The sequence below is a fragment of the Streptomyces sp. NBC_01426 genome, assembly GCF_036231985.1.
Classification (GTDB): Bacteria; Actinomycetota; Actinomycetes; order Streptomycetales; family Streptomycetaceae; genus Streptomyces.
In genome coordinates, this window is the sequence record NZ_CP109501.1 from 451,377 (window position 1) to 467,430 (window position 16,054).

The 16,054-nt window shown below is 72.5% G+C and carries 14 protein-coding genes; 9 read left to right on the forward strand and 5 right to left on the reverse strand.

The window, feature by feature from the left end:
- Positions 1 to 15: 15 nt before the first annotated feature.
- Entirely contained in the window at positions 16 to 990 is a 975-nt protein-coding gene (locus tag OG906_RS36355; RefSeq protein ID WP_329448569.1) for a LuxR C-terminal-related transcriptional regulator, read from the reverse strand.
- A gap of 319 nt (positions 991 to 1,309) precedes the next feature.
- On the opposite strand from OG906_RS36355, the gene OG906_RS36360 reads away from it, so the two are divergent.
- The 6 genes from OG906_RS36360 (at position 1,310) to OG906_RS36385 (ending at position 6,213) form a co-directional block, all read left to right on the forward strand.
- Positions 1,310 to 1,525: a hypothetical protein gene (locus OG906_RS36360; RefSeq protein WP_329448571.1), complete on the forward strand. Its 216-nt coding sequence runs from the start codon at positions 1,310 to 1,312 to the stop codon at positions 1,523 to 1,525.
- Positions 1,526 to 1,603: 78 nt separating this feature from the next.
- A complete protein-coding gene (locus OG906_RS36365; protein WP_329448573.1) occupies positions 1,604 to 1,909 on the forward strand; it encodes a hypothetical protein in 306 nt (101 codons plus the stop codon).
- A 103-nt stretch (positions 1,910 to 2,012) separates the two neighbouring features.
- Entirely contained in the window at positions 2,013 to 3,278 is a 1,266-nt protein-coding gene (locus OG906_RS36370) for a hypothetical protein (protein WP_329448575.1), read from the forward strand.
- The gene (locus OG906_RS36375; protein WP_267797705.1) at positions 3,259 to 3,540 is read left to right on the forward strand and encodes a hypothetical protein; all 282 of its coding nucleotides are present in this window, start codon (positions 3,259 to 3,261) and stop codon (positions 3,538 to 3,540) included. The genes OG906_RS36370 and OG906_RS36375 overlap by 20 nt, the downstream gene beginning before the upstream one ends.
- A gap of 73 nt (positions 3,541 to 3,613) precedes the next feature.
- Positions 3,614 to 4,759, forward strand: coding sequence for a hypothetical protein (locus tag OG906_RS36380; protein WP_329448577.1), 1,146 nt, complete (start codon positions 3,614 to 3,616; stop codon positions 4,757 to 4,759).
- The gene (locus OG906_RS36385) at positions 4,756 to 6,213 is read left to right on the forward strand and encodes an MFS transporter (protein ID WP_329448579.1); all 1,458 of its coding nucleotides are present in this window, start codon (positions 4,756 to 4,758) and stop codon (positions 6,211 to 6,213) included. The genes OG906_RS36380 and OG906_RS36385 overlap by 4 nt, the downstream gene beginning before the upstream one ends.
- Here OG906_RS36385 and OG906_RS36390 read toward each other — a convergent pair.
- Positions 6,200 to 7,393, reverse strand: a complete 1,194-nt coding sequence (locus tag OG906_RS36390; RefSeq protein ID WP_329448581.1) for a PucR family transcriptional regulator — start codon at positions 7,391 to 7,393, stop codon at positions 6,200 to 6,202. The genes OG906_RS36385 and OG906_RS36390 overlap by 14 nt on opposite strands.
- A gap of 174 nt (positions 7,394 to 7,567) precedes the next feature.
- Here OG906_RS36390 and OG906_RS36395 point away from each other — a divergent pair, with 174 nt between their 5' ends.
- The 3 genes from OG906_RS36395 (at position 7,568) to OG906_RS36405 (ending at position 12,854) form a co-directional block, all read left to right on the forward strand.
- Positions 7,568 to 9,124 carry a GMC family oxidoreductase gene (locus tag OG906_RS36395; protein WP_329448583.1) on the forward strand — a complete coding sequence of 519 codons (1,557 nt, stop codon included), beginning with the start codon at positions 7,568 to 7,570 and terminating at the stop codon, positions 9,122 to 9,124.
- A complete protein-coding gene (locus OG906_RS36400) occupies positions 9,121 to 10,833 on the forward strand; it encodes an aldehyde dehydrogenase family protein (protein ID WP_329448585.1) in 1,713 nt (570 codons plus the stop codon). The genes OG906_RS36395 and OG906_RS36400 overlap by 4 nt, the downstream gene beginning before the upstream one ends.
- Positions 10,834 to 11,402: 569 nt before the next feature.
- Positions 11,403 to 12,854: a helix-turn-helix transcriptional regulator gene (locus tag OG906_RS36405; protein ID WP_329448586.1), complete on the forward strand. Its 1,452-nt coding sequence runs from the start codon at positions 11,403 to 11,405 to the stop codon at positions 12,852 to 12,854.
- A gap of 93 nt (positions 12,855 to 12,947) precedes the next feature.
- On the opposite strand, the gene OG906_RS36410 is transcribed toward OG906_RS36405, so the two are convergent.
- From OG906_RS36410 to OG906_RS36420, 3 genes are read right to left on the reverse strand one after another with little or no spacing between them, the layout of a single operon-like run.
- Positions 12,948 to 14,513, reverse strand: a complete 1,566-nt coding sequence (locus OG906_RS36410) for an MmgE/PrpD family protein (protein WP_329448588.1) — start codon at positions 14,511 to 14,513, stop codon at positions 12,948 to 12,950.
- Complete coding sequence (locus tag OG906_RS36415; protein WP_329448590.1) at positions 14,510 to 15,094, reverse strand: flavin reductase family protein; 585 nt, start codon at positions 15,092 to 15,094, stop codon at positions 14,510 to 14,512. The genes OG906_RS36410 and OG906_RS36415 overlap by 4 nt, the downstream gene beginning before the upstream one ends.
- 3 nt (positions 15,095 to 15,097) lie before the next feature.
- A complete protein-coding gene (locus OG906_RS36420) occupies positions 15,098 to 16,042 on the reverse strand; it encodes a diacylglycerol/lipid kinase family protein (RefSeq protein WP_329448592.1) in 945 nt (314 codons plus the stop codon).
- Positions 16,043 to 16,054 lie beyond the last annotated feature (12 nt).

Here is a 16,054-nt window from a genome sequence, read left to right on the forward strand (position 1 = left end):
CGCCGGGAGCCGGGCCTACAGCCAGCCCCGCTTCGTGGCGTTGACGCCGGCCTGGAAGCGGCTGGCCGCCTCCAGGCGTTCCATGAGGTGGGCCATCATGCGGCGGACCGTGCGCAGGGAGACGCCGAGTTTGCGGGCGGCCGCCTCGTCGGTGTCGCCGCCGGCGATCATTCCCAGCAGGGTGCGCTCCATCGGCGTGCACCCGTTGTCGTCGGCGGGCGTCTGCTCGCCGACGGGGGAGCCGGCCTCCCAGGTCTGCTCGAACAGCGCGCACAGGGCGGCCACGACGCCGGGGCTGTGTACCTCCAGCGCGCCCGCGCGCGGCTCGGCCGGGTCCAGGGGGAGGATCGCGACCCTGAGGTCAACGATGATCATCTGGATGGGCACGGTGGGTACGGTGCGCATCTGCCCGCCGTGCTCGATCAACCAGCGGGCGTAGGCGAGGGTGTCGGGGTCGTTGCGGAAGCTGTCCCGGCACACCGCCCGGATGACGACGCCGCGTTCCAGCGCCTGTTCGTTGAGGGGGGTGGCGGCGTTCCGGGCATCGGGCCGGTGCGCGCCGCCCGGGTTGAGGGACAAGCATTCGAACTCGGTGATCCGCTGTAACTCCTCCAGCCGGACCCGGACCGCGTCCAGCCCTTCGAGCCGGGTGGCGCCGTCGAACGCGCGGGCCCGGCGGTGCTCGGCGGCGATGGCGGCGATCTCCGCGCGCGTGCTCTCGACCCGGGCCTGATGGGACGCCAACTCGGCCTGGGCCGAGGCCAGGAGTGCGGCGAGACCCACTTCGGGGCTGACGGGGCGCAACCGGCCGTTGAACTGGTCGGACGGTTTGAGGAGGGTCAGCGCCGCCAGTTCGTCCAGGGCGGCCCGTACCTCGCGCTCGGACAGGCCGGTGTCCTCCAGCAGGGCGGCCACCCCGTGATCGGGGTGCCGGAGCGTCGCCCGGTAGACGGACTCCGCGTGTGGTGACAGCCCGAGCAGTTGCAGCATGGCGGTCTCCCCTGGTCGCGACCTCCGGCGGGTCGCTCCAGGCTTCCGTATGGCCGGGAACTCCTCAAGCCCAAGGGGGGACAACCGGCCGGCCCCGGGGCGCGGGGTCGAAGCCCCGCCCGAAGGCGGACCGGGCGGAGCGCCGGGGGCGGCGGCCGAAGTGGCCCCAAGGTGCCAGGCACCTTGAGGCCCGCCTCGGGCTGGTGACATCGGGCCCTCGGTCGGACAGTCTTGAGCCATCGAACGCAACACCCCGCAAAACAGGGTGAAAGCGCAGGAACAGCAGCGAACCAAATGACCTCGAAGGGTGGAGTTCGTCATGTCCCGGATCGTCGCCTCGGTGCTCACCTCCGTCGTCCTGCTTGCCGTCGCGGGGACCACCACCGCCGCCACCGCGGCCGCCGAACCCGCGCCGGTTCGGCACGTGACGGCCGGCGACGGCTACGGATGGGGCACCCCCCTCGACGACGGCGGCACATCCCTCGACGTCACCACCCCCGCCAACGGTGGCGGCACCACCCGGCACGCCGGCTGACGCTCCTCGGCGGGGGGAGCACGGGGCCGACACGGTCCCTCCACGGTTCCACGGCGCGGGTGCACGACCGGAGGCCACATGCACATGATCACGATGCGGCTGGTCGGTCCCGGAACGCACACCGCCCCGGCCACCCTCAACGAACTGCTCATGGCCCGCTTCACGCCGGCGGACCGGGTCGAGCACCTCTGGACACGCGCCGGTCCCGGCCGGATCGACCTGGTGATGTTCCTCCTCGCCGACTGCGAGGCCGAGGCCCTGCTCACCGCCCGCGCTGCCTGCCTGCGGGCCATCGAACACACCCCGCGCCTCACCACCTGGCGCCTGTCGGACGACCCACACCCCCCCGGGGCGGGCGAGGAGGACCGGCGCGACCCCGCATAGGAGCACGGCCCCGGCCCACCACGCACCCCCCGGCCCACCGCGCCCCCCGGCCACCGCGCCCACCCGCCGGCCATCACGACCGAGGCACAGAGAGGAATCGACCATGCTCGAAACCGCCGACGCGGGGTCCCCCGCGGCGCTCGACCGCACCACCGGGCGCCGTCACATCGGAACCTTCCCGGTCCCGGACGACGTCAACGACCGGGACTTCCCGCTCCCCGGGGTGCAGCTCCGGCAGAACAACGTCAGTACCGGCGACGGCACCACCGCGGTGGTGAGCGTGACCCGCATCTCCAACGGGCCGGGCATCACCGACTACGTCACGCACGAGCAGGACTTCACCTACTCCACCTTCGGCATCCACGTCGGCCAGGACGACCGGCTCACCTTCTTCGGCGAGCGCCGCCGCATCAGCGTGCACCTGATCGACTGCCGCGAGGACTCGCCGCAGCTCGGGGACGAGATCACCATCGAGCTGGACGTCTCACCCCACCGCGTCCTGATCATCCCGAAGGGTGTCGCCCACACCCTCGACGGCCTCGGCGGCGTCGTGACCCGCGACGAACCCGTCTGGTACGCCGACCGGAACCCCGACTGGGAACCCGACAACGACCTGGTGTCCTTCCTGCGCACGGCCGACCGGGCCCCCGTGGTGCGCACCAACCGCCACCTGCTGCCGGTCTCCGCCCACATGCTGCTGTCCCGCATGTCGCAGAAGACCAACTCCCAGATCCAGGAGGCGTACGCCGCGAGGTTCCGGGTGTCCATCGGCGGCGAGACGACCTACGCCACGATCAGGCCCGACTGGCGGGCGGCCGAGGCCGCCCCTGCGGACGCCCACCCCCTGGTCAGCCGCAACAACTTCGTCCTGACCGGACCCGAGTCCTTCACCGTCGTCCCCTCGACGGACAGTTGCACCTCGGACGTCCTCGAAGTGGAACTCGACGGCCAGGAAGGCCGGTTCGTCCGGCACCAGTTCTCCCGCCGGCGCCTCACCTGGCTGGCGGGCAGCACGGACGCGCGGATCGAGGTGGTCGACACCGACGGCGAACGTTCCGTCATCCGTCTCGGCGACCCCACGATCGGCGTCCGCGTTCCCCCCGGTACCTGGTACCGGCTGACCGGCAGCGGCCGCATCTGGCTGCGCGCCGAGACGGAGCTGCTGGACCTCAGTCCCTGGGGCCCCCGGCACCGGCTCGGCCGCGACGCCACCACGGCGGACCCGTCCGAGACCGGTCCCAGCACCCCCGAGCGGGACGACGCCCCGTACCTGCCCGGGCCCGCACTGCACGCCCTCGCCCGCATGGAGGCGAAGGCGATCTCCCTCACCCACCGGAAGGAAGTACCCCATGTCCATCACCAGCGCTGAGACCACCGCCTGGAAGAACGACCTCGACGCCATGCTCGACGACGTCACGGACCCGGAGGCGCGTGCGGCCCTCGGTAACCTCCGCTCGGCCCTGGAGCCGTACTTCGAGACCCCGGAGTACTTCCGCAGCATCCTCGGCAAGATCGCTTCGTCGGTCCTGGACCCCGAGACGGAGGAGCGGATCACCTCTCGCGCCTTCGGTGACGTGGAGGAGTTCAAGGCCGCCCTGCCGGAGGGCGTCTCGGTCACCACCATCCAGTAGTCCCGCAGGCCGCACGGAGCGGGCGCACCCACGCGTGCGCCCGCTCCGCAGGCGTTCAGAAAGGAAGCCGGCCATGCCCGTCGCCCTCCCGAAACCGCACCTGATCATGACCAAGACCCGCACCACGGGCCACGAATCCGGCCTGCCGGGTGCGCGGCACGTGAGGTCCTCGCGCAACGACCGGCCGTACCACTACATGGTCCACAGCCCGCACTTCGCCTATGAGGAGTACGCCCTGCACCTCGGGCAGTACGACCGGCTGTCCTTCTACGGCGAGGCCGACGCCCCACCCGTCACCGTGCACATGTACGACTGCCGCGAGGACTCGCCCGAGTACGACCGCAAGTTGGAGATCGACGTCCCGGCGGACGGATCCTGCGTCCTGGCCATTCCCCCCGGCTACGCCCACTGGTTCGAGGGGCTCGGCAGCGTCACCACCCGCAACGACTACTCGGTGCTCGCCCCCGAGGACTCCTCCTCGCCGTGGAACCCCCTGGAGGACAACGCGACGTACTCCGTCGAGGCCATGCGGGCCGGCCGACCCAGGACCGTCGCCAACACGGTCGAGCTCCCCGTGCCCGCCCAGTTCCTGATCTCCAAGGCGGTCTCGCGCAGCTGGCGGGGCGGCGCCACGGAACAAGGGGTGGTCGCCACCGCGGAGATCGACGGCGAGCTGCGCCGCTACTACCTCGACCAGGACCTCACCGGCGACCGGCCCGCACTGCCCGGGTCGGAGCTGGCCACCGTGAGCGCCGGCGTCGGCTCCTACCAGTCCATCCGCGACGACTCGTACGGGATCGGCGCCAACGTCGGCAACGGCCTCGCCGACACCATGGTCTGCGACCTTCCCGGCCAATGGCCGCGACATTTCAGCGCCCATCCCCATCTGACCCTCAAGCTGTCGCCGCTCCTGTACGACAATCCCGAGATGGAACTGCAACTCGTCGACCGCCGGGCCGACTCCCCGACCTTCGGCGCCACCCAGGTCATCCCCTTCCCCCGCGACCCGCGCGTCGTGCTGACGATCGAGCCGGGCGTGCTGATGCGCGCTCGCGGCAGCGGGACGCTGCACTACCGCGTCGAGTTCGAGGTCCACGACGCGACCGTGCGGATGCCCCGGCTGTTCGTCCCCATCCCCGACGACGCCTTACCCCCGACCTTCGATCCGCCCGGTGCCGCCCTCGCGGAGACCGTCGTCAGGGAGTTGGCGTACCGGTGACCACCACGAACCAGAAATCCGCCGCGAACGGGCACCCCGCCGCGAACGGGCACCCCGCCGCGGACGGGAAGTCCGCGACGAACGGGCAGCCCGCCACGGAACCGGAGACGGCGGCGAAGGAGCGCGCCGGTCTCCCCGCCCCCTCACCCCGGCTGACCCTGCTGCTCGTGGTCTTCGCCGCGCTGGTGCTGGCCCGCTCGATGAGCGAGGGCATCTACGACATCGCGTTCGCCAACCTGGCGCTGGACCTGTCCGGGCTGGTGAGCACCGTCGGCCTGGTGTACTTCGTCGGGTACGGCGTCGAGGTTGTCGCCTCCGTCGCCGCCGGCCCCCTGTTGGACCGGGGCGACCCGAAGACCGTCCTGGTCGTGTCCTACCTCGTCAAGATCGGTGTCTTCGTCCTCATCGGACTCGGCTCGACGTTCCTCTCCTCCCACCTGTGGGCGATCGTCGTCGCGGCGGCGACGGTGGACCTCGTCCACCACGTCGGGGAGATGGCCCTCTTCGTCCTCCTGCCGAGGATCCTCGACGCGCGCGCCCTCGTCCGGGTCCAGGCCCTCGGCGGCACCGTGCGGTCGGCCTCCGAACTGCTCTCCCCGGTCGTGGCCGGCCTCGTCATCGCCCTCATGCCGGGCTCCCGCGCCCTGCTCGTCGCCGCAGGTCTCCAGGTCCTGGCGCTGGGCCTGTTCGCCGCCTTCGTCGCCGTCGTGGTCCGGGCGCGGGGTCCCGTGCCATCGACCGCGCCGGCCGATGCGGCGGAGCCGGACGCCGGCGAGGGCGCCGAGCGCGCCCCGCTGCCCTCCCGCCGCGAGGTGGCCCGGACCCTGACCGGAAGCCGGGCGTGGCGGAGGTTCACCACCTTCCACGGACTGACCGTCCTCGCGCTGTCCACGGTGATCCTCTCCGTGCTCTCCCTGATGCGCGAGACGCTGCACATGACCGCGGCGGGCGCCGGATCCTTCCTGGCCTTCTCGACCATCGGCGCGATCATCGGCGGCCTCGCCGTCGCCAAGGCCGGACCGGACGGGATCTACACGAGCCTCCGCTGGGCGCCCGCCCTCGCCGGCGCGGGCGCCCTGACGGCCGCGTTCCTCGGCCAGACGCGGTGGCTGCTGGCGGCCGGCCTGATCCTGTTCGGGCTCGGCTTCACCGTCTACCTCCGGTCCGCCGGGCTGCTGATCCAGCTGCGCGCGCCCTCCGCGGTCCTCGGCACCTGGAACGGGCTCCTCGACGCGGTCATCCGGATCGTCAGCGCCGCGGCGATCCTGGTGACGGGCTTCCTCTTCGACCGTTTCGGCGGACAGGCGATCTACCTCGCCTTCGGACTCCTCCTGGTCCTGACCGCCGCGCTCTGGTCCACCTTCGGGACGCAGGACCGCGAGGCCCTGGGCGCGACCCCGCTGCACCCCGCGCCGGCGGCGCGGGACGAGGCGGGGGAGGTCAGGCGATCCTGAGGCCGGAACCCAGCCGGACGGCCTGGAGGGCGACGTACAGTTCCGCGGACGACTCGGCGTCCGTGGTGCGCCGTCCGGTCAGTTCGGCGATCCGGTTGAGGCGGTACAGGACCGTGTTGCGGTGGCAGTGCAGTCGCTCGGCGGCCGTCGCCGTGGAACCGCCGCTGGCGAACCAGGTGTGCAGGGTCTCCAGCAGCGTGGTCTGCTCCACCTCGGGCAACGCGCGCAGCGGACCCAGTACGGCCTGGGCCACCTCCGCCGCGGTGTCCGGGGAGGCGGCCGCGAGGATCGCGATCGGGGAACTTCCGTACAGGTGGACCCCGTTGGCGTCGGGCGGCAGGCACTGCACCGCCAGTTGGGCCTCGCGCCACGCCGCGGGAGCGTTGATCGGGGCGCTGAAGGGGCGGCTGACCCCGAGCCGGCAGTGGGCGCTGTCCGTGAGCCGGTCGACGGCCGTCTCGACCATGTGTGCGTTCGGGAGCGTCATCAGTCCCGCCAGGGCGCCGATCTGGGCGACCCACTCGGAGCCGATGCCGACGGCCCGGAGCCGGTCCCCCATGCCGGGCAGGGAGTCCTCGCCGTCGTGGGTCTCGGCGCACACCACGAGGAACAGCCCCTTGCGGTCCAGTTTCAGGACCCGGGCGATCTCCCACGCGCCGGCGCCGGTGCCGGCCCGGCCGTCGAGCAGGGTCGCCAGCATCACCCGGCGTGCCGCGGTGTCGCGTCGGACCCGGACCTCGACCGTGGTCCGGTAGGCCTCGGCGGCCGCGCTGGAGTACTCGTCGATCGCCATCCAGATGTCGGACACCTTGGGCAGCAGTTCGCTCGCGCACTCCTCTTCCGAGGTCAGCACGAGCAGCCGGTCCCAGATGAACCGCCCGGCCATCCGGTAGGCGTGGAGCAGCGCGGCCAGCGGGATGCCCTGCTCGGCCTTGAGCCGGCCGGCCGCGCGCGGGGCCTCCAGCGTGCTCGGCCCGCCCCGCAACGTCGTCAGCAGTGTCAGGAGGTTGTCGCGGACCACGGTGCGCAACCGGTCCCGGTCCAGCACCGTGCTCTCGGCGTAGGAGTCCTCGCCGTCCACGATCTCGACGGTCAGCTCGTCGGCGAGCGAATCCACATCGATCAGCAACCGGCCGACCAGTGACGCGACACGCTCGTCGGATCCCAACTCTGCTGTCACGCGCCGAGTCTAGGTGCCGCCGCGTGTGCGTGGGCACAAGGGAACGGGGCTTTTTCCGGCCTCCTGCCCATGGCCGGATCGGCCGTGGAGAGGTGAAATCGCGGACAGCGTGTGTCGCACCGCCGTTCCTCGAAGGCGGCGGTCGCACAACCGTGGCGGAACAAAGGAGAGCGGATGAACACCTACGACTACGTCATCGTCGGAGCCGGGTCGGCGGGGTGCGTGCTGGCGGCGCGCCTCTCCGAGGACCCGGACGTCCGCGTGGCGTTGATCGAGGCGGGCGGCCCGGACACCGCCCAGGAGATCCACGTCCCCGCCGCCTTCGGCACGCTGTTCAAGAGTGGGGTCGACTGGGACCTCGACACCGAACCCGAACCGGGACTGGACGGCCGCCGCGCCTATCTGCCCCGGGGCCGGGTCTTCGGCGGGTCCAGCTCGATGAACGCGATGATCTACATGCGCGGCAACCCGGCCGACTACGACGGCTGGGCGGCGGCCGGGGCCACCGGCTGGTCCTACGACGAGGTGCTGCCGTACTTCCGGCGCTCCGAGGACAACGAGCGCGGGGAGGACGCCTTCCACGGGGTGGGAGGACCCCTGCGGGTCAGCGAGGGCCGGTCCCGGCACCCGCTGGCCGCCGCGTTCGTCGAATCCGCCGTACGGGTCGGGCACAAGCGCAACGACGACTTCAACGGTGAAACCCAACTGGGCGTCGGCACGTACCAGTTGACCCAGCGTGACGGGATGCGTTGCAGTACGGCCGTCGCCTGGCTCCACCCCGCGCTGTCCCGGGACAACCTCACGGTGCTGCCGTCGACCCGGGCCCACCGGGTGGTGATCGAAAGCGGCCGGGCCACCGCGGTCGAGGTGGAACGCGGCGGCGCCGTCGAGCTGGTCCGAGCCGAGCGGGAGGTGATCCTCTCCGCGGGTGTCTACGAGTCCCCGAAGCTGCTGATGCTGTCCGGCGTCGGCCCGGCCGCCGCACTGGCACCGTTCGGCATCGACGTGGTCGCGGACCTCCCCGTCGGCCGCGGGCTTCAGGACCACTACATGGCGCTGCTGAACTTCCGCACCCACGTCGAGTCGCTGCTGAGCGCGGCGACGCCGGAGAACGCCGCCCTGCTCCAGGGCGAGGGCCGCGGCCCGCTGACCTCCAACATCGGCGAGGCCGGCGGGTTCTTCCGCAGCCGCGAGGACGTCCCGCTCCCCGACGGGCAACTCCACATGGCTCCGGTGCTGTTCCACCAGGAGGGCCTGGGCGCCGTCGCCGAACACGGGTTCGCGCTCGGCCCCTGTGTGCTCGCCCCGACCAGCCGCGGCCAGGTGACGCTGCGCTCCCCGCGACCGGACGCCGCACCGCGGATCCTGCACAACTACCTGACGACGACCGAGGACCGCGACTGCATCGTCGACGGGGTCCGGATCGCCCTCGACATCACGGCGCAGGCCCCGCTGGCCGACATGATCACCGGACAGTTCGACGTCCCCGAGTCGGACTCCACGCCCGATGTGCTCGCCTGGGCGCGCAGGTCCGGCATGACGCTCTTCCACCCCACCTCGACCTGCGCCATCGGGTCCGTGGTCGACCCCGAGCTGCGCGTCCTGGGGGTGGAGGGGCTGCGGGTCGTCGACGCGTCGGTGTTCCCGACGGTCCCCCGGGGCAACACCAACGCCCCCACGATCATGGCCGCGGAGAAGGCGGCCGACCTCATCAAGGAGACCGTGCGATGACCACGTCGGCGCCGACCGCGGAACAGGAGGCGCGGGTCGACCGGGCCCTGGCCGAACTCGTCCGGGGCGAGGCCGCCTGGGCGGCGTGCGACCTCCCGCGGCGCGGGCGGCTGCTGGACCAGGTGCGGGCCGCCACCGCCGCGCAGGCCGGGGCCTGGGTGCGCGCGGCCGCCGCGTACAAGCGCCTGCCCGACGGCAGCCCGCTGCTCGGCGAGGAGTGGATGTCCGGCCCGTACCCGGTGCTGACCGGCACGGCCGCGCTCGGCGAGAGCGTGCGCGCGCTGGCGCGGGGACGCAGCCCGGTCGACGGGTTCTCCCTCGCGACGGCGCCGGGCGGGCGCGTCGCCGTACGGGTGCTGCCGCACGGGACGTACGACCGGCTGCTGCTGAGCGGGTTCTCCGCCGAGGTGTGGATGCCCCCGGGGGTGACCGCCGCCCGGGTGCGCCAGGGGGCCGGCCTCGGCCTGCGCCGGCCCGAGCGGACGGCGGGGGTCGGCGTGGTCCTCGGCGCCGGCAACATCACCTCCATCCCGGTGCTGGACGTGCTGTACGAGCTGTACGCCCACAACCGGGTGGTCGCCCTCAAGCTCAACCCGATCACCGACGGCCTGTACGACGTGTTCAGCGCGGTGCTGGCCCCGCTGATCGAGGTGGGGGCGGTACGGATCCTGACGGGCGGCGCCGACGTCGGGACCCGGCTCGTCCACCACCCGTCCGTCGCGCACGTGCACATGACCGGCAGCGCCGCCACGCACGACGCGATCGTCTTCGGCACCGGCGCCGAGGGCGCCGACCGCAAGAGGAACGGGACGCCACTGCTGACCAAGCCCGTCACCAGCGAACTCGGGGGCGTCTCGCCGACCCTCGTGCTCCCCGGCAGCTGGTCCGACGCGGACCTGCGCTTCCAGGCCGAGCACGTGGCCACCCAACGGCTCCACAACGGCGGGTACAACTGCGTGGCGTCCCAGGTCGTGGTCATCGGCTCCGACTGGGCCCAGAAGGACCGCTTCCTCACCCACCTGCGCGCGGCGCTGGCCCAGGCCCCGACGCGCCCCGCCTACTACCCGGGCAGCGACGATCGGGTGAAGCAGGCCCTGGACGCCTACCCGGACGCCCGGATCCTCGACGAACGGGTCCTCGTCGAAGGCGTCGACCCGAACGCCCCGGGACCGCTGCTGACCACCGAGTACTTCGCCCCCGTACTCGGTGTCGTCGAACTGCCCGGCAACGCGCGGGAGTTCCTGGACACCGCCGTCCGCACCGCCAACGAGGACTTCGCCGGCACGCTCGGCGTGAACCTCATCGCGCACCCGGGCACCCTCGCCGAACTCGGCCCCGCGCTGGACGAGGCGATCGCCGAACTGCGCTACGGCACGGTCGCGGTGAACGCCTGGACCGGTGTCGGCTACCTGACGGCGAACGCCTCGTGGGGCGCCTTCCCCGGGCACACCGTGGACGACGTGCAGAGCGGCATCGGGGTCGTGCACAACGCGATCCTGCTCGACGGCCCCGAACGGACCGTCGTGCGCGGCCCGTTCCGTCCGGCCCCCCGCTCCCTGCTGCACGGGGAGCCCTCCCTGTCCCCGAAGCCCCCGTGGTTCGTCGGCAACCGGACCGCCGCGCGCACCGGCCGGCTGCTCGCCGACTTCGCCGCCGCGCCCCGCTGGTCGGCGCTGCCCGGAATCTTCGCCTCCGCGCTGCGCGGCTGAGCCGGGGCGCTCCGCGTCCCGGGAACGAACGCCAGGCCCGATCGAGGCCCGGACCACGAAGCCGTGGTCCGGGCCGATTTCGTTCGGCGACCGTGTCGTGCGCGTCACCGCCGCGAGGCCGCCCCGGACGCGGCCGGCCGCCTCCGGGCGCGCCCCGCCACCCGCGTTCGCCCGCGAGGAACGGCAGAAAACCGAAGGAATCAGGCCAATCTCTGACAACCGAAAGGAACGGGATTCGGAGCATCAAGTCGGGCTCGAAAATTGGCCATTCTCATTCGTAGAGAATTCGTACGAGGATCCGGGTGACTTGTGGGTAGGTCTAGCAATTGAACACCCGCGCGATTTAGGGTTGCCCGGGCAATGCGGCAATGGGTCGATGTTTGGACAGGAGGAACGGGTCGTGTGATAAAGGGGCCGGTCCGACCTTGAAGCTCAACCCGGGGGGAACGATGGACGGGCCGCAGGGCGGCGCGGAGCGGAAGGTACAGAATTCACTGAATTCAGAATCGGCCGCCCCGACATCCATGAGCGATATTCTTTACCTCATCAATTCCTATTGCTCCGGATCATTGCCCATCGATATCCTCCGGACGCTCGACGACGCACGGATCGCATTCGTTCGGGGTGACATCGGAGACGCGCTGGCCGCCGTCGACCGGACCCTCGACGAGTTGGACGGGTCGATGCCCGGGTACCGGGACGTGATCGCGCTCCGGCTGTTCATGGGGTCCGTGATCGGCGCGGACTCGAAGCGATGGATGGCCGAGGCGGCCGATGAGAGCGTTTCCGGGTCGGACGCGCTCACCGTGGCCGCCCTGTGCGTCGAATCGGACGAGCACTGGCATTCCGGGAGCCTGCTCCAAGGGCTGTCCCTGAACCGGGCCGCGGTCGAGCATTCCCACGACGTGGCCCCGGTGTGGCGCGTCTACGCCTACCTGCTCTTCGCCAAGAAGCTCAGCGACATCCACATCTCCCTCCAGGCGCACCGTGTCGTGCGCGACCTGGACAACCTCATCGACACCACCGGACTCCACGTGCTCGGGTCCCTGCCCGAGGCCCTGCGCTCGGTCCTGCACCTCCAGGCCGGCCGGTTCGAGCAGGCGATCGAGTCGGCCTCGTCCGCCGTGCGCGTCAGCGACGAACACCACTCGGCCGTCGGCGTGAAGCTCGCCCTCTCCGTCGCGGCGACCGCCCACCTGGCACGCGGCGACTGGGACCGGGCCGTGACATCCCTGGAGTCCTTCCACACGAAGGTCGACCACTACGCCCTGCCCGACTCCGTCGCGCGCGCCGCGTTCGCGGAAACGGCCCTGATCGCCGCGCAGGAGGGGCCGCACGCGGCCGCCGAGCAGATACGTGCCAAGTGGCACCTGCTCAACACCGGTTCGGCGAGCCTCATCGAGGACCCCGCGCGACCGGCGTGGCTGATCGCGGTCGCACGCCGGGCCGGGGACACCGCCCTCGCCGAACGCTGCCTGCGGGCCATCGAACGGCTGGCGAACGACAACCGCGGGTTCACCCTGCTGGAGAGCGCCGCGCAGAGCGCCCGCGCCGCGGCGGCGGGCGAGAAGCCCGAACTGACCTCGCTCCTGGACTTCGGCGCGGACCGGCCACCCGTCGTCGCGGCCCCCCACCACCCCTCCCCGCAGCCGGCCCCCGACCCGGAGTCGCTCGGCGCGTCCCCGGCACGTACCCGGCGGCGGCCCGACCCCGAATCGGCCGCCCGCCCGACCGCCGGCCGCGACGACCAACCCCGTACCGCCGAAGCGGTGGCGCGGGCCGGAGCCGCCGACCCCGCGCCCCCCGAGCCGAGGCCGATCGCCTCGCTGAGCCTGCGGGAGAGCGAGATCGCCCGGTTCGTCGGCCGCGGCATGACGAACCAACAGGTCGCGAAGCAGCTCGACCTCTCCCCGCACACCGTGAACTTCCACCTGCGCAACATCTTCCGCAAGCTCTCGATCTCGACACGCGTCAAACTCGGCCCGATCGTCGCGCAGTTCGACCGACCACCGGACTCCTGACCGGCGGACACCCGAACAACCCGGGTGCCCGACCACAGGACCCGCGACCCCCGGACTCCCGACCCCCGGCGTCCCCCGATCGCCGGGGCGCCGTCAGGTCGGCTCGACGCCCACCGAGACGCCCACCGAGACGCCCACCGCCCGGTTCAGGGCCCGCGCCGTCCCGGCCGGATCGAGCAGGTCGACGTCCTCCAGCTCGCGCAGCACGTCGTCCGGGCCACCGACGGCCCGGAACTTCTCGCGGACGAGGGACCGGTGGTCCCGGCGCGTCGCCGGGCCCGCCGAACCGATGAACGCCTCGCACTCCTCGGTCACGACGGTGCCGTCGACCAGTTCGACGGCGACCCTGGCGCCGATGGCCATCGTCGCGTTCTCCAGCGTCTCCTCCGGAGCACCCAGCCCGGCCAGGATGCGAGGGACGTCCGCACCGCCCCACGTGTGCAGTTCGGGCCAGTCCAGCGCGCGGTCGCCCGCCTGCCGCAGGGCCTCGCCGAGCGGGGACGTCGCCCGCACCATCCGTTCCGACAACACCATGTCGTGCTCGACCGTCACCTTGTCCGCCAGGGACCAGCGGGCCGCCTCGCCGATCGCCGCGGGGGTCAGGTCCCGCACCCCGAAGGTCCCGGTCGAGAGCAGCGTGGCGACGCCGTACCCGATGGACAGGGTCGCGGCGGACACGCTGGTGTCGGGGCCGTGCAGGTCCCGGGCGACCTTGCGTTCCATCTGCCAGGTGAGCAGCGAGCCGTGGACGAGGACGCGCCGCACACGGGACGCGTCGACCGCGCCGAGCCGCCGGTGGAGGCGTTCGGCGCAGTCGAAGGCGGCGTGCAGGTAGGCGCTGCCCGGGAAACGCTTGTACGTGAGGGTGTCCGTGTGCCAGCGCCGCCCCAGCCCCTCGGTCACCGCGTCCGGCAGGGGCACGGCCGACAGGTGCGCCAACAGCCCCTCGGGGTGTTCGAGGATCGTGTCCGGTCCGGCCAGCCCGTGGGCCGCCGCGTCACACGCGTCGAGCGCCAGGCGGATCGGCGCCGCCGCGCCGAGCGCCTTGACGTCGCTGGTGACGACCCCGTGGTGGAGGGGAACGGCCAGGATCCCGAACGCCATGCCCAGCCCCGCCGTCCACTCCCGCTCCGACGCGCGCCGGGCGTGGAGCCGGGCCGCCGCCGCGCTCGCCAGGTGGCAGTGCGTGTTCGTCTGGCCGCGGAAGAAGGGGCTGAGGATCGTGGCGGCCGAGACGCGCGCCGCGCACTCGTTCGCGACCACGATCGTCGTCAGCAGCGACCTCCCGTCGAGGCCGCCCCGTACCGCCTCCGCGATCGCGACGTTCACCGCGCCGGCGGACACGTGCCCCGAGTAGGCCACCTCGTCGAAGTCGAGTGCCGTCGCCAGGGCCGCCAGGACGTAGGCGGACCGCCCGGCGTCGGGCTGGAGCGGGGCACCGAACGCGTCGACGATCCTCCCGCCGACCGGGTGCCCCAACGAACCGCGCACGGCCGCGAGGTTCGAGACGAGCTGACTGCGCGCCGCCGCCAGGGTGCGCTCCGGGATGTCCTCGTACCTCACCGTTCGGGCCCAGGCGGCCAGTCTGGTGGTCAGGCTCGCCCCCGGATCCTCGTCGGGCGCGGCCGGCGCGGCCGTGACGGGCGTGGTCGACGTCATGTGCGGGTACCCCCGTCGTACGGCGGCACGGGCGGCGCGCCCCCCGTGCCGCTCGTGGATCCGGCCCGTTCCTCCAGCGCGCGGTAGGCGCGCTCGTGCCACAACAGCGGTCGTCCGTCGCCGACGCGCACGGCGGTCAGCCGTCCGTACACGACGACGTGGTCGCCGACCTCGTCGAGGGAGTACACGTCGCACCAGCCGATCGTCAGCGTCCCCGCGATCGACGGGGCGCCGCGGATCAGCCGCACCTCGTGGCCCAGGTCCTCGAACCGCGAACTGTCGCTCGGCGGCCGGCTGAACCGGTCCGCCAGGTACGGCTGGTCCTCCGACAGCAGATGGACGGCGAACCGGCCGGCGTGCCGGATCGCGGCCACCGTGCGCGAACCCCCGGAGACGCAGCACAGCACGATGGGCGGCTCCATCGACACGCTCGTCAGGGTGCTCACGGTCGTCCCCGACCACCCGGAGTCGCCGCACGCGGTCACGACGGCGACGCCGGCCGTCAGCTTGCGGAAGTACGCGCGGCACGACGCGTCGCTCGGCGCCGCCTCCGCCGTTCGCAGGGAACCGACTCCCACCACCGGTCAGCCCTCCTTGAACCACGGCGGCGCGTCCGCCGCCGTCAGCACGGTCAGCGCCGCGGGCACGACGTGGATGTCGTAGGAGGGCGTGTTCCGCGGCATGACCTCGCCGTCGTGTTCGAACAGCACCGCCCGTCCGCCGGTGTCCGCGACGGTGATCCGCTCCCCGCGGCCCCACAGGATGCCGGGGACGTCGTACACGTCGCCGAGGACGGCGGCCTGCGCGAAGGCCGCCATGTCCACGGCCGAGGTCACCACCGTGACGTCGAGCAGTCCGTCGTCGACGATCGACGCCGGGACCAGGTTCAACAGCCCGCCGCGGTAACGGAATCCGCCGACGATCGTCTCGACGACGCCGCCCTCGTGGAGCACCTCCCCGTCGACGGTCACCCGCCCCGGGTACGGCTCGTGGTCCTCCATCGCGGCCAGCGCGGCCGCCATCAACAGGTCCCGGCCCTTCTCCGGCCGGTTCCGCGCCGCCAGCAACGTCGCGGCGAACAGTCCGCTGCCGGAGCCGAGGACCACCACGTGGTCGTTCTGCTCGATCCGGGCCAGGTCGATCGTCCGTACGGCTGCCCGGCCGCGCAGCGCGAGCGCGGCCACCTTCTCCCACGGTTCGTCGTTCCACAGCCCGCGGTACACCGAGTTCCCGGTGCCGCCCGGCGCGACCAGCAGCGGCGGGACCGCGCCGGCGCCCGCCTCACCGGCACGGAAGAGGCCGGCGGCCACCTCGCAGACCGTGCCGTCACCCCCCACGCTGACGATCAGGTCGGGCGGCTCCGCCGCGCCCGCCAGCTTGTACGCGATGTCGCGGGCGTCGCCCGGGGCGGTCGTCCGTACCGTGTGCACCTCGGCGGCCCCGACCGCCTCCAGGGCGGCCACCATCCCGTCCCCGTCGCCACCCGCCGCCGGATTGACCACCACGGCGACCCGCAGACCTCGTGTCATGCTCCCACCTCT